Genomic DNA, 13,760 nt, shown 5'->3' with positions numbered 1-13,760 from the left:
TCCGTCCCAGGCATGGGACAACGTACGCAGGCCGCCGGCGGCTGCCTTGCCATGGCGCTCGGCTGGGGTGCGGGACTCGCGGTGTGGTCCGTCGACGTCCGCGGCCGCTTCTGGCGCTTCGAACAGGCACCCGACTGGAGCGTCCTGTACGCGGAACTGCCGATCGCCCTGCTGGGCGGGACGGTCGCGGGCCTGGCCCTGTGGGCCGTGCTCAGCCGTCTCAGAAGGTCACGCTGAGCCCCTCCAGCCCCCGGATCACGAAGTTCGGCTTGCGCCGGGGCTCCGCCGCCAGCGCCAGCGTGGGGGCCCGTTCCAACAGAGCCGTCATCGAGGCGGCGAGCTCGATACGGGCCAGCGGGGCGCCGATGCAGTAGTGGATGCCCGCGCTGAAGGAGATGTGCGGGTTGTCGGGGCGGGTGAGATCGAGCCGGTCCGGGTCGGCGAAGACGGCCGGATCGTGGTTCGCCGACCCGAAGAGCATGGCGATCTCCGCTCCCCGGGGCACGGTGGTCCCGTCGATCTCGATGTCGTCGAGCACCCACCGCTCGAAGAGCTGGAGCGGAGTGTCGTACCGCATCAGCTCCTCGACGGCGGAGGGGACGAGCGAGTGGTCGGCACGCAGCGCGGCCAGTTGCTCCGGGTTCCTGAAGAGCGCCCACCACCCGTTGACGGTGGCGTTCACGGTCGCCTCGTGCCCCGCGTTGAGCAGCAGCACCGCGGTCGAGATCATCTCCTGCTCGGTGAGCCGGTCGCCCTCGTCGTGCGCGGCGATGAGACCGGAGATGAGATCGTCGCCGGGCTCCTTGCGCCGCGCGGCGATGAGCTCCCGCAGATATTCGGAGAACTCGACGGAGGCCCGCACCGCCCTCGCCGCGGTCTCCTTCGACGGACTGAGCTCGTACATCCCGCAGATGTCCGCCGACCAGGGCCTGAGCGGCCCCCGGTCCGACTCCGGAATGCCCAGCATCTCCGCGATCACGGCGACGGGCAGCGGCTCGGCGACATCGCTGAGCAGATCGCCCCCGCCCGCCTCCACCAGCCGGTCCACCAGCTCCCCGGCCAGCCGCCGCACATACGGCTTCAGCCGCTCCACCGTGCGCGGGGTGAACGCCTTCGACACCAGCCGCCGGATCCGGGTGTGGTCGGGCGGCTCCAGATCGAGCATCCCGTGATCGTTGAGCGTGTGGAACGGCTCCTGCTCGGCCGGGGGCGCCGTCCGCCCGAAGTCCTCGTGCGTGAACCGGTGCTGATACGTCCGCCCGAGCCGCCGCTCCCGCAGCAGCGCCGAGACATCCGCGTGCCGCGGCACCAGCCACTGGTCGGTCGGCTCGTAGTAGATCACCCGCCCCCGCTCCCGAAGCTCGGCGTAGGCCGGATAGGGGTCCGCCACGAACGCGGGATCCCAGGGGTCGAACGAGAGAGCGTCAACTACTGCCATGAACGGACGCTAGCCGGTGAAGAGGCTGCTGACCAGGGGCTCCTGCGGAACGACGCAAGCCTGCGAACAGGAAGCACCGGCGGACGGTGGTCCGGTGTGTGTCCTAGCCCGGGGTCACCAGGCGGGCCTCGTAGGCGAAGACCGCCGCCTGGGTGCGGTCTCTCAGGCCCAGCTTGACCAGGATCCTGCTCACGTGGGTCTTGATGGTCGACTCCGCGACCACCAACCGGCCGGCTATCTCCAGGTTCGACAGGCCCTGGGCGATGAGGACCAGCACCTCCGTCTCCCGTTCGGTCAGGTCGCCGTAGGCCGCCTGCGCGGTCGGCGACAGTCGCGGGGTGTCCGACAGCTTGGAGAACTCCGTGATCAGGCGCCGGGTGACGGAGGGAGCCAGGAGCGCCTCGCCGGCCGCCACCACCCGGACGCCGTCGGCCAGTTGGCGGGCCGACGCGTCCTTCAGCAGGAAGCCCGAGGCGCCCGCGCGCAGCGCCTGGTAGACGTACTCGTCCAGGTCGAAGGTGGTCAGTACCAGGACCTTCGCCGAGCCGTCCGCCGCCACGATCTCCCGCGTCGCCTCGATGCCGTTCAGCTCCGGCATGCGGATGTCCATCAGGACCACGTCGGGGGTGAGTTCGCGGACGCGGTCGACCGCCTCCCGGCCGTTGACCGCCTCGCCCACGACCTCGATGTCCGGCATCGCGTTCAGCAGGACCGAGAAGCCCTCGCGCACCATCATCTGGTCGTCGGCGATCAGTACTCGGATCGTCATGTTCCACTCTCGCTCGCGGCGGGCACCGGCAGGAACACCGTCACCTCGTAGCCGCCCGTCGGGGTCGGCTCCGCCGTCATCTCGCCGTTCAGCATGCTGACTCTCTCCCGCATTCCGGTGATGCCGTGGCCGGCGCCGGGTGAGGGCTTGATCAGGGACGGGTTCGGCGGTGCGTCGTTGACTATCCGCAGTCCCAGGCCGCCCAGTACATAGCCGATCTCCACGCGGGCACCCGCCCCGGGGGCATGGCGCAGGGTGTTGCTCAGCGCCTCCTGGACTATCCGGTACGCCGACAGCTCCACGCCCTGCGGCAGCTCGCGCACCGCGCCGGTGACCGATTTCTCCACGTCCAGTCCCGTCTCCCGCACGTTGGCGAGCAGCCCGTCCAGTTCGGCGAGCGTGGGCTGCGGGGCGTCGGGAACCTCGTAGTCCTCGGCGCGGACCACGCCCAGGACCCGGCGCAGCTCCGTGAGGGCCGCCACCGCGTTCTCCCGGATCGTGGCGAACGCCTTCTCCAGCTCCTCCGGCGGGTTCTCCACGCGGTAGGGGGCGGCCTCGGCCTGGATGGCCACCACCGACATGTGGTGGGCCACGACGTCGTGCAGCTCGCGGGCGATCGTGGTGCGCTCCTCCAGCAGGGTGCGGCGGGAGCGCTCGTGCGCGGTCACCGTCTGCTGGGCCGTGACCTTCTCCTCGGCCTGCCGGCGGATGTGCCAGACGGTGACGGCGAGAAGGAGGATCGCCGAGAAGACCAGCATGGGCGCGACGTTCGTGAAGTAGTGGCCCCAGCTGAAGACGGTCTCGGCGACGAAGCCGTAGGCAGCCGTCACCATCCACATCCACGCCGCCGTGCGCGGGCGGGTGCGTATCGCCACGACCGTCAGCACCATCAGGTGGGCGGCGAAGCTGCCCGGCAGCCAGGGCCACTCGGTGTACGTGGTGCCGATGACCGCGACGGCGGTGGTCCCCGCGAGCGACAGCCAGAACGCGCCGACCGGCCGCACCAGCGTCAGCAGCACCGGGGCCAGGGCGAGCAGGCCGGTCAGGAGACCGACGCCGCTGCCCTGGGCGTCCGCCCAGGCGATCAACATCGCCAGGGCGCCGGCCGCCCCGACCACCGCGTGCCGGGACCAGGTCGCGTACTCCCGCCTGCGGCCCTTCAGGCGGCCCAGGACGCGGCCGGCGGGCTCCTTGCGGGGCAGCGGGCGGTAGGCGAAGGCGTCGTGGAAGAGGTCCTCCCGCAGACCGCGCAGGGCGTCCACGGCCGCCCGGAACTCCGGACTGCGCGGCCGGTAGGCCTCGTAGGAGTCGTCCGGGTCGTCCGGGCGCATGGTGTGCGTCTGCGTCGTCTCTGTCACGTTCAGAACGGTATGCGGAGGAGGGGGTCCCGGTCGTCACCAGTGAGAGGGGTTCGTGCGGATCCCTCTCAAGTACTACGGGTCCGACGGGGAGCCACCACTCAGTACCCCGACGGTCTCACCAGCCCCGACTCGTACGCGAACACCGCCGCCTGGGTGCGGTCCCGCAGCCCCAGTTTCACCAGGATGCGGCCCACGTGCGTCTTCACGGTCTGCTCGGCCACGAAGAGGTGGCCGGCGATCTCCGCGTTGGACAAGCCCTGCGCGATCAGGGTGAGAACCTCCGTCTCACGCTCGGTGAGATCGCCGACCCGCTCCTTCAGCGGGGCTCTGGGCTTGCCGTCGAGACGGGAGAACTCGGCGATCAGCTTGCGGGTGATGACGGGCGCGAGCAGGGCGTCGCCGGCCGCCACCACCCGGACCGCCTCGGCGAGCCGGTCCGCGGAGGCGTCCTTCAGCAGGAAGCCGGACGCCCCGGCCCGCAGCGCGTCGTACACGTACTCGTCGAGGTCGAAGGTGGTGAGCACCAGCACCTTGATGTGCGGGTGCGCGAGGGTGATGCGGTGCGTGGCGTCGATACCGCCGAGCTCGGGCATGCGAATGTCCATCAGGACGACGTCCGGGGCGAGTTCGTCGACCTTGGCGACGGCGTCCAGGCCGTGCACCGCCTGGCCGATCACCTCGATGCCCGGGTGGGCGTTGAGCAGCACGGTGAAGCCCTGCCGGACCATCTCCTGGTCGTCGGCGATCAGTACGCGGATGGTGCCGCCGGTCGTCATGGGGTTCCTTCTCCTGTCGGGGGCGGGGCGCCCGCGCCATGCACATCGCGCACATCGCGCACATCGTCCATGGCATCCATGTCGTCCGGGAAGACGAGTTCGAGGTCCTCGGGGGTGCCGGGAGCCGCGGAGTCCTCTCCGGAGCGGGAGGCGTCGAGAGCGTCCGCGCCGTCCCGCGGGAGGAACGCCGACACCGCGAAACCGCCGTGCAGGGTCGGGTAGGCGCTGACATGGCCGCCCAGCATCACCGCCCGCTCGCGCATCCCGAGCAGACCGTGCCCCGCCCCCGGGGAGGGGGCTACGGGTTCGAGCGGGCGGGAGTTGGTGACCTCCAGGTACAGGCCACGGGCGTGGTGGGTGACCTCCACCCGCACCTGGGACCCCGGCGCGTGCCGCAGGGCGTTGCTGAGCGCCTCCTGGACTATCCGGTACGCCGACAACTGCACGCCCGGCGGATACACGGGCGCCTCGCCCTCGACGGTCGCGACCACGTCCAGACCCGCGGCACGGGTGTTCTCCATGAGGGCGTCGAGGCGGTCGAGCGTGGGCTGCGGGGTGTCCGGGGCGGCTCCGGTGCCGGCCGCGCCGAGGCCGTAGGGGTCCTCCGGGTTCTCCGAACGCAGCACCCCGAGCACCCGACGCAGTTCGGCGAGCGCCTCCACGGCGTTCTGCCGGATGCCGGCGAGGTTCTCCTTCAGTTCCTCGGACGGGTTCTCCACCAGGTGCGGGGCGACCTGGGCCTGGATGGAGATCACCGACATGTGGTGGGCGACGACGTCGTGCAGTTCGCGCGCGATCCGGTTGCGCTCCTCGAGCACAGTGCGGCGGGCGCGTTCCTCGGCGGTGATGCCGGTCTGCTCGACCAGCTGCTTACGGGCCTCGCGCCGGCCGCGCAGAGAGCTGCCGACGAGGACCACGGCGGCGAACAGGATCACCGCCACGGGGCCGGTCGGCCCGTAGTTGGCGGCGCCGATGAGTCCTTCCACGACGTAGGTGACGAGTGTCGTCAGGCCCAGCGCCGCCACGGAGGCTCGGGTGGGCACGCGCAGCGACAGCAGAAGCAGCACCATGGCGTGTGCGATGAGGCCCGGTCCGCCCCAGGGCCATGAAGCCTCGGGCTCGGCCTGGCCCGAGAGCAGTTGGGAGCGGGCGCCCATGGCCACGACCACCGTGACCGTCATCGACAGCCACCACGCCGGAACCGGCCGCCACAGGGCCAGGGCCACCGCCCCGCCCTGCGCCGCCGCGCACAGCAAACCGTAGTTCACGCCCTGGCGGTATTCGTCGGCGATCTGATCCACTCCGCCCAGCGTGATGCCGACGGCGACCAGGATCACATGCACGTGCGGAAGCCGGCGCAGCCATACGAACGACGGCAGCGGTGCCGCCCGGGTCGTCCACAGGTCGTCACGCAGGACCCGCAACCTCCCGGTCAGCCACTCCCCCACACCGTTCATCCGCACCACCCTAGACATGCCGTGTCTCCCGCGAACCCGACGGTTTCGGCCGCCCTCCGACGCGGACCACACGCGATCGGCCCTCGCTCTTCCGCCCACGCCGCCCTCCGCTGTTCTCACAGCCGTGGAACGCCCCCCAGCACACCCCCAGCACCACGGCGAAGACCGGCAGCCACAGCAACCGGGCCGCCACCCAGTCCAGCCCGTCGGGGACCGTGTGCAGGCCGGGCAGGTGGCCCGCGAACAGGCCGGTCGCGGTGGTCACCATCATGGCCGTCTGGTGCCAGAGGAACACCGTCATCGCCGAGAGGTTGACCAGCGCGACCGCCGCCCAGGCCAAAGGCCCGCGCATGGCCCGGCGCAGCCGGTCACGCAGCAGCAGAGCCAGTCCGCACTGGGCGAGACCGAACGTGACGGCGGCCAGCGTCGGCGGGTTGAGGTTGGACACCGCCGCGCCCGGCACACCCACCATCGACGCCGGGTATCCGGCCCAGCCGACGAGCAGTGCCGTCGCCACCGCCCCGCCGGCCAGCAGGAGCCGGCCCGCGCGGGGCCGCTCCAGCTCACCGCGGGTCCAGGCCGCGCCGACGGTGTACGGCACCAGCCAGCCCGCCACCACGTTCACCCAGCCCAGCCACGACGGGCCGCCCAGGCCGAAGCGCACCAGATCCACATGGAGGACGACGGCCAGCGGCCACAGCGGGTTGAGCCGGACCAGCAGCGGGGTCGCGGCCGTCAGCACGGCGAAGACCAGCAGGAACCAGAGGGGGGACAGCGCCAGTTTGACCACGGTGTGCACGGTGACGAAGGACGCGCCGCCGAGCAGGAGGCCGACCGCGGCGACCGTCCACACGGCCAGCACGGCGGCCACCGGGACGAACAGCCGCGCCAGCCGGGTTCTGAGCCACGCGCCGTAGCTCCCGCCCCGCGCGCGGGCCGAGGCGAGGCTTCGGGTCGCCACATGGCCGCCCACCATGAAGAACACCGCGAGGGTCTGGAACATCCACGACACCGGGGCCAGCCAGGGCATGGGCCCCAGCGGGCTCGCGGCCCGCAGGGTTCCGCCGTCGGCGACGAGCGCCGTCACCAGCCAGTGGCCGAGGACGACACCGAGGATCGCCAGTGCCCGCAGGGCGTCCACGGCCCGGTCGCGCTGCGGTGGCGTGGCGGCGTCGATCCGGACGGCGGCCCGCCGGATCCCGAACAACGCCCGTGCCCGACGCCCCTGTGTCCGACGCTCCTGTGCCCCTCGCTCCGGTGACTCACGCACCGATGACTCACGCACGTGTGTCTCACGCACCGGTGACCTCCGAGGTCTCGCCGAGGACGATCCGGGCGATGTTGGCCAGGGAGGGTGAACCCGGCCTGAAGTAGTCGCTGTGGCCGCCGGAGCCCGCCGCGAAGACATGAGCGCCGAACGACGGGGACAGGGGATCGGTGCCGAAGCCGACCGTCGTGCCGAACAGGTCGGCGCTGACGTGCGGGACGTCCGCCACCCAGTCGTCGGCGCCCCGGGCCGCCCAGACCCGCGCGCGGGTGCGCAGGTCGGCCGCCGACTCCGCGCCCGTGCCCGGGCTGCCGAGGAGAACGAGATCCGTCACGTCCAGGTGCGGGGCGGCGCGGCCGCACACGACCGTGCCGTACGAGTGGCACAGGAGGGTGAACCGGGAGCCCGGTGCGGTGACGGCGCGCAGCTCGCGCAGGAACTCCCGCAGGTCCGGGGCCGCTTCCTCGGCACGGTCCGGGGTGATCACGGTGGCGCTGATCGTGCCGGGGGTGGTGTAGCCGAGCCAGGCCACCACCGCCGTACGGGGATCGGCGCCGGTCTGCCCGGTGAGCCGGTGGTGCAGTGCGGCCGCTCCCGCGCGGAAGCGCCCGAAGGTGTCCAGCGAGGTGTCGGAGCCCGGTACGAGGACGGCGACACGGTCGGCGTGGGCGAGGTCCCCGAACACCTCGACCGCCCGGCCGGAACCCCGGCCGTCGAAGGAGAGCAGATTGCGGGACGGGGCGGCCAACTCCCGTTCGGCGGCGGCACGGTGACGGTCCCCGTGGGCGGCGGCCATGCCGGAGGCCAGTGCGGCGTTGGCCCGGTTGGCGACGTACGCCTTCTCCAGCGTCGCCGCCGTCGGCGGGGCGAGATCGGCCGGGGCCGGGGCCGGGATCCGCGGCCGGGCCGCCGCCGCCGTGAGGGGGACGACCACGGCGGCGGTGATGAGGACGGCCAACAGGGCACGGAACCAGTGCCGCCCCCCGCGCGTTCCCCTCACACGGCGCCACCGCCCGCGCAAACGAAGCTCCGCCATCCCGCCCCTCCCCCGCCATTGCGCCCGGCCATCGGGCCTTTCTGGCTTGGAAGTTACGGATCTGTGCTCGTCGTTCGCGTCCCGCTGAGGAGCTCTTCTTCGACGTAGCTCTCAGGTACTACGGGTACGACCTAGGGGACTTCACCCCGCCGGACCGCCCCGCCGGACCGCCCCGCCGGACCGGGGTCACGGCTACCACGCCAGCTGTGCGATCTCCTCCGCCACCACCGCGCACGCGTCCGCCGCCGGGTCGATCAGCGGGAAGTGGCCGACGTCCTCCAGGAGGGTCAGGCCCACCACCTCCCCCGCCTTCGCCGCCGCGTCCGCGTACGCCTCGGCGACCGCCTGCGGGACGACGAGGTCGCTGCGGCCCTGCACCAGGGTCGTCGCGACCCCGGTCGGCAACAGCAGCGCCGGGTCGGCGTACGGCTGTCGCTCCCCGAACTGCTCTTCCCCGCCCAGGAGTTGGTGGGCCGCCCCGCCGCACACGTCCAGCTTCTCGGCGACCGCGAAGTCGGCGATCGGGGCCAGCGCGACGACGCCCCGCAGCCAGGCCGAGTCCCCGGTGCGCCAGGGCGCGTCGGCGGGCAGCACATGCCGGGCCGCCGCCCACAGGGCGAGGTGCCCGCCCGCCGAGTGACCGGTGAGCACCGTACGACGGGCGTCGGCCTGCGGCACGGCCTCCCGGACAAGGGCGGGGAGGGCGTCGAGGGCCGCGGCGACGTCGTCGAAAGTGTCCGGCCAGCGTCCCGCGATCGGGGATGTCCCCTCCGGGGCGGGGCTCTCGGCGCCCCGCCGGTACTCCACGTTGGCCACGGCGAAGCCGCGCTGGGCCAGGAAGTCCGCGAACGGCGTGATGTGCCGCCGGTCGTACGGCGCCCGCCAGGCCCCGCCGTGCAGCACGACGACGAGCGGGACGGACCCGCCCGGGCCGACCTGTGCTCGCGGGACATAGAAGTCGATCACCTGGTCGGGGTGATCGCCGTACGCCGTGGTGACGTCGGGCTCGACGGGCGGATGCGCGAAGGCCGACGCCTCCTCGGCGGCGGCCCGGGCTGCGACAACGTCGTCCGGCATGCTCCAACCTCTCAGCGGCGAAACGGATTTGGCGGACCAGGTGAGAATTCGGCCGTTGGCCGGGACGGTATCAGGCCCGTGACGTGCGCGGACACGCGGATGTCACGCTCGGTGAGAGGTAACCGGTTCAGGTAAACGGTTCTGCTGTTCCGCCACCCCGGCAGGCCCGCCCGCCGGGAAACCCCCTGGGCGTACCCCTAGGTACGCCCAGGAGACCCGGCCGGTTCAGCCGGCCGGGCCTGCCTGTCTGACGGCCGCCGGGTCAGCGCAGTTCCTCCGCCAGCACCCGCGCCGCCCGCTCCACGTCCGCGAATCCGACGTACAGCGGGGTGAAGCCGAAGCGCAGGACGTCCGGGCGGCGGAAGTCGCCGACGACCCCGCGCCCGATCAGCCGTTTCATGACCTCGCCGGCCTCCTCGCAGCGCAGCGCCACCTGGCTGCCGCGCTCCTCGTGACGCACCGGAGTCAGCGACTCGACCCGCCCCTCGGGGACGTACGCGGCGACGCATTCCAGGAAGAAGTCCGTCAGGGCCAGCGACTTCGCCCGCACCGCCTCGACCGAGACCCCGTCCCAGACCTCGAGTGCCGCCTCCAGGGCGAGCATCGACAGGATGTCCGGGGTGCCGACCCGCCCGCGCGGGGCACCCGCCGCCGGCTCGTACGCCTCCCGCATGCCGAAGGGCTCGGCGTGCGAGTTCCAGCCGGGCAGCGGTGAGTCGAAACGGTCCTGGAGGCCGCCGCGGACGTACAGGTACGCCGGCGAACCCGGTCCGCCGTTCAGGTACTTGTAGGTGCAGCCGACCGCGAGGTCCACGCCGTGCTCGTCGAGACCGACGGGCAGGGCGCCCGCGCTGTGGCACAGGTCCCAGACGGCGATCGCGCCCGCCGCGTGCACGGCGGCGGTGAGCGACGGCAGGTCGTGCAGCCGCCCGGTGCGGTAGTCGACGTGGTTGAGCAGCACGGCGGCCGTACGCTCCGACAGCGCCGCCGGTACCTCGCCCGGTGTCACCGCACGCAGGGTGCGGCCGGTGAGACGGGCCGCGGACTCGGCGATGTAGCCGTCCGTGGGGAAGGTCGTCGCGTCGACGAGGATCTCGTCCCGGGCGCCGTCCACCAGGCGTACCGCTCCCACAAGTGCCTTGAAGACGTTGACACTTGTCGAGTCGCCGACCACGATCTGCCCGGCCGCCGCGCCCACCAGCGGGGCGATCCGGTCACCGATCCGCTCGGGCGCCGTCCACCAGCCGCTCTCGTCCCAGGAGCGGATCTTCAGCGCGCCCCACTGGCGCCGTACGACGTCCTCCACGTGCCCGGGGACGGACCGCGGCAGCGCGCCCAGCGAGTTGCCGTCGAGGTAGACGCCGTCGTCGAGGAGGAACTGGGCGCGCTTGCCCGCCAGTTCGTCGCCGCCGTCCAACTCCTTCGCCCTGAAGGCGAGTTGCTCGAAGCCGGGGCGCTCAGACATGGGACCTGGCCGTCCACAGCTCGGGGAACACGTTCTTCTGCGCGCGCTTCTCCAGCCAGGCCACGCCGGCCGAGCCGCCCGTGCCGGCCTTCGCGCCCATCGCGCGGCGGGTGGCGACGAGGTGGTCGTTGCGCCAGCGCCACACCAGCTCGGCGACGTCCGTCAGGGCCTCGCCGAGGCGCGCGATCTCGTCACCCGCGTCACCCGCGTACACGGCCGTCCAGACCGACTCGACCTCCGCCGAGGGCTCGTACCGCCGCGAGATGTCCCGCTCCAGGACGGCCGACGGGATCGCGTGACCGCGCCGGGCCAGCAGCCGCAGCACCTCGTCGTACAGGCTCGGCTCGTGCAGCGCCTTCTCCAGCTCCGCGTGGACGCGGGGCGCGCCGCGGTGCGGGACCAGCATGGACGCGGACTTCTCACCGAGCAGGAACTCCATGCGGCGGTACATCGCCGACTGGAAGCCGGAGCCCTCGCCGAGCGCGGAGCGGTACGAGTTGAACTGCGCCGGGGTCAGCTGCCCGAGCGGCCGCCAGGACGCGTTCAGGGCGTCCAGTTCTCGGACGGAACGCTTCAGCGCGTCGATCGCCACCGGCACCCGGTCCTGGCGGAGCGCCTGCGCGGCGGTCTCCCACTCGTGCACGATGACCGTGAACCACAGCTCCATGACCTGGGTGGTGACCAGGAAGACCATCTCTCCGGGATCGTCGGAGAGGGTGTGCTGGAGGTGGGTGAGCACGTCCGCCTTGACGTAGTCCTCGTACGGCGTCGTGCCGGCGAAGTCGAGATGCGGGGTCTCGGGCTCCGAAGCCTCTTGGGGCTGAGCCTGCTGGGACATCGCTGTCTCCTGTTGTGTACTCCGGGTAGCGGTCCGCCCCTGCCGTTACCGACACGGGGGCCCCGGTCCCCACCGGCACATACTGCGCAATGCTCTCCCGAAAACGCAAGGCCCGCCTGGTCACACCAGACGGGCCTCGGAAGAACACACAGGTGAACGGCTATCCCAGGGTCTGGGCCGCCGTCGGCGAGGAGTCCTTGAGGAACTGCGAGCAGCGCTCCCACTCCGCCTGCTCGCCGATCGCCTGCGCGGCGCGGGCGAGGCCGTGCAGGGCGCGCAGGAACCCGCGGTTCGGCTCGTGCTCCCACGGCACCGGGCCGTGGCCCTTCCAGCCGTTGCGGCGCAGGCTGTCCAGGCCGCGGTGGTACCCCGTACGGGCGTACGCGTACGACTCCACCACGCTGCCCCGCTCGAACGCGTCGTCGGCGAGCTGGGCCCAGGCCAGCGAGGACGTCGGGTACTTCGCGGCGACGTCGGCGGGCGCCGTGCCGTTCGCGAGGAGCTCGCGCGGCTCGGGGTCGTCGGGGAGGTGGGTCGGGGGCGGTCCCCCGAGGAGGTTTTCATGAATGGACATGCGTCCAGTCTGCGCCATCCGCGGGCCCTCGGCCCCGGCCCGCCGGGTAAACCCGGACAGCCGTCGCGCCCGGGACCCGGCTAGGACAGCCGGCCCTTCGTCCGCTCCCCCTCGAGAGGCGGTGCCAGCACGCTCCCGTGCGTCCTGCACTCCGGCCTGCGGCAGTCCGGGGCCGGGCGGCGCACCGTCGTGAAGGCGACCACCGCGCCCACCACCAGCACCCCCGCGCACAGCACCATGGCCCGCTGGAACGCCTCGTCGAAGGCGGTGGCCGAGCGGTACGCCTCCGAGCTCATCCCGGTCAGCAGGGGCAGCGCGGCCACGGCGACGAGACCGGCCGCGCGGGCCGCCGCGTTGTTGACGCCGCTGGCCACCCCGGCCCGAGCTACGTCCACGGAGGCCAGCACGGTCGCGGTGAGCGGGGCGACCAGCGCGACCATGCCGAAGCCCAGCACCAGGACGGCGGGCAGGACGTCGGCGGCGTAGGACGCGCCGGGCCCGACACGCAGCATCAGGAGCATCCCGGCGGCGCACAGCAGCGGGCCGACGGTGAGCGGGATCCGCGGCCCGATGCGCTCGGCCAGTTCGCCGGAGCGGGCGGACAGCAGCAGCATCAGCACGGTCGTCGGCAGCAGCGCGGTGCCCGCGCCGAGGGCGGACCAGCCGGCCACGACCTGGAGCTGGACCGCGGACAGGAAGAAGAACCCGCCGAAGGCCGCGTACACGCACAGGGTGACCAGGTTGACGGCCGTGAACTGGCGGGACGCGAAAATGTCGAGCGGCAGCATCGGGTCCGGGTGGCGGCGCTCCACCCCGACGAAGGCGACCCCGGCGACCAGTCCCGCGACCGCCGCCCCCGTGACGACCCCTACGGGTCCGCTCCGGGCCTCGATCAGCGCGTAGGTGACGAGGGCGAGCGCCAGCGCGCCCAGGAAGGCGCCCAGCACGTCGAAGCGCCCGTGCGGACGCCCTGCCGCGCCCCCGGTCACGCTCTCGGTCGCGCTCCCGGCCGCGCTGGGGCGGACGGGCCGCCCGTCCGACTCCGGTACGTGCCGCAACGCCACCGGCACGCACACCACCGCCAGCGGCACGTTCAGCAGGAACACCCACCGCCAGCCCGGACCGTCCACCAGCCAGCCGCCCAGGAACGGCCCCACGGCCGCCCCCATGCCACCGAACCCGGACCACAGGCCCACCGCCCGCCCCCGGTCGTCAGGGTGGAAGGAGGCCTGGATGAGCGCGAGGGAACCGGGTGTGAGGAGCGCGCCGCCGACCCCCTGCAACGCCCGGGCGGCGACCAGCACGCCCGTGTTCGGGGCGAGCCCGCACAGCAGCGAGGCGACGGCGAACCACACCACCCCGACCACGAACACCTTGCGCCGCCCGTAGTGGTCGCCCAGGGAGCCGCCGAGCAGGATCAGCCCGGCCAGCGTCAGCAGATACGCGTTGACGGTCCACTGGAGGGCGGCCAGGTCGGCGTCCAGGTCGCGGCCGATGCGCGGCAGGGCGACATTGACGACGGTCGAGTCCAGCAGGGCCATGCTGGAGCCGAGCACGGTGGTGAGCAGGATCCACTTGCCCTGCGGCGAGGCCAACCGGACGTCAGGCATGCCCCCAGGTATACAGCGAGCCCGGCGCCGTAGACAGACGCCGGGCTCACCCGTACCCGTAGTACCTCCGGGGGTATCCCCAGAGGCACCCT

13 protein-coding genes are annotated in these 13,760 nt (G+C 72.6%); 1 reads left to right on the top strand and 12 read right to left on the bottom strand.

All coding sequences use genetic code 11. The features are described 5' to 3' along the window. Positions 1–12 precede the first annotated feature (12 nt). Positions 13–237: a hypothetical protein gene (locus tag G9272_RS24265; protein ID WP_171398514.1), complete on the top strand. Its 225-nt coding sequence runs from the start codon at positions 13–15 to the stop codon at positions 235–237. Here the strand turns inward: G9272_RS24265 and G9272_RS24260 are convergent. The 12 genes from G9272_RS24260 to G9272_RS24205 form a co-directional block, all read right to left on the bottom strand. Beyond that, positions 221–1,438 carry a cytochrome P450 gene (locus G9272_RS24260; RefSeq protein WP_171398513.1) on the bottom strand — a complete coding sequence of 406 codons (1,218 nt, stop codon included), beginning with the start codon at positions 1,436–1,438 and terminating at the stop codon, positions 221–223. The two genes, G9272_RS24265 and G9272_RS24260, sit on opposite strands and share 17 nt — an antisense overlap. A 103-nt stretch (positions 1,439–1,541) precedes the next feature. Then, on the bottom strand, positions 1,542–2,207 hold the full coding sequence (locus tag G9272_RS24255; protein ID WP_171398512.1) for a response regulator: 666 nt from the start codon (positions 2,205–2,207) through the stop codon (positions 1,542–1,544). Continuing rightward, positions 2,204–3,565, bottom strand: a complete 1,362-nt coding sequence (locus tag G9272_RS24250) for a sensor histidine kinase (protein WP_437184298.1) — start codon at positions 3,563–3,565, stop codon at positions 2,204–2,206. The genes G9272_RS24255 and G9272_RS24250 overlap by 4 nt, the downstream gene beginning before the upstream one ends. Positions 3,566–3,666: 101 nt before the next feature. After that, the gene (locus G9272_RS24245) at positions 3,667–4,344 is read right to left on the bottom strand and encodes a response regulator (protein WP_171398511.1); all 678 of its coding nucleotides are present in this window, start codon (positions 4,342–4,344) and stop codon (positions 3,667–3,669) included. Next, positions 4,341–5,801 (bottom strand): sensor histidine kinase, encoded by a 1,461-nt coding sequence (locus G9272_RS24240; protein ID WP_171398510.1) that lies wholly within the window; start codon positions 5,799–5,801, stop codon positions 4,341–4,343. Before G9272_RS24240 ends, G9272_RS24245 begins: the two co-directional genes overlap by 4 nt. Positions 5,802–5,811: 10 nt before the next feature. Beyond that, the gene (locus G9272_RS24235; RefSeq protein ID WP_437184297.1) at positions 5,812–7,008 is read right to left on the bottom strand and encodes an acyltransferase family protein; all 1,197 of its coding nucleotides are present in this window, start codon (positions 7,006–7,008) and stop codon (positions 5,812–5,814) included. 85 nt (positions 7,009–7,093) lie between these two features. Further along, entirely contained in the window at positions 7,094–8,026 is a 933-nt protein-coding gene (locus G9272_RS24230; protein ID WP_171398509.1) for an alpha/beta hydrolase, read from the bottom strand. Between the two features lie 270 nt (positions 8,027–8,296). Continuing rightward, positions 8,297–9,181, bottom strand: coding sequence for an alpha/beta hydrolase (locus tag G9272_RS24225; protein ID WP_171398508.1), 885 nt, complete (start codon positions 9,179–9,181; stop codon positions 8,297–8,299). A gap of 262 nt (positions 9,182–9,443) precedes the next feature. Then, complete coding sequence (gene kynU / locus G9272_RS24220) at positions 9,444–10,646, bottom strand: kynureninase (RefSeq protein ID WP_171398507.1); 1,203 nt, start codon at positions 10,644–10,646, stop codon at positions 9,444–9,446. Further along, positions 10,639–11,484, bottom strand: coding sequence for a tryptophan 2,3-dioxygenase family protein (locus G9272_RS24215; protein WP_171398506.1), 846 nt, complete (start codon positions 11,482–11,484; stop codon positions 10,639–10,641). The genes kynU and G9272_RS24215 overlap by 8 nt, the downstream gene beginning before the upstream one ends. 160 nt (positions 11,485–11,644) lie before the next feature. Beyond that, positions 11,645–12,058, bottom strand: coding sequence for a DUF3151 domain-containing protein (locus G9272_RS24210; RefSeq protein WP_020129192.1), 414 nt, complete (start codon positions 12,056–12,058; stop codon positions 11,645–11,647). An 80-nt stretch (positions 12,059–12,138) separates the two neighbouring features. After that, positions 12,139–13,668 (bottom strand): MFS transporter, encoded by a 1,530-nt coding sequence (locus G9272_RS24205; protein WP_171398505.1) that lies wholly within the window; start codon positions 13,666–13,668, stop codon positions 12,139–12,141. Between the last annotated feature and the right edge of the window lie 92 nt (positions 13,669–13,760).

It is taken from the genome of Streptomyces asoensis (assembly GCF_013085465.1).
GTDB lineage: Bacteria > Actinomycetota > Actinomycetes > Streptomycetales > Streptomycetaceae > Streptomyces > Streptomyces cacaoi_A.
This window is presented reverse-complemented; position numbering and strand designations above follow the sequence as displayed.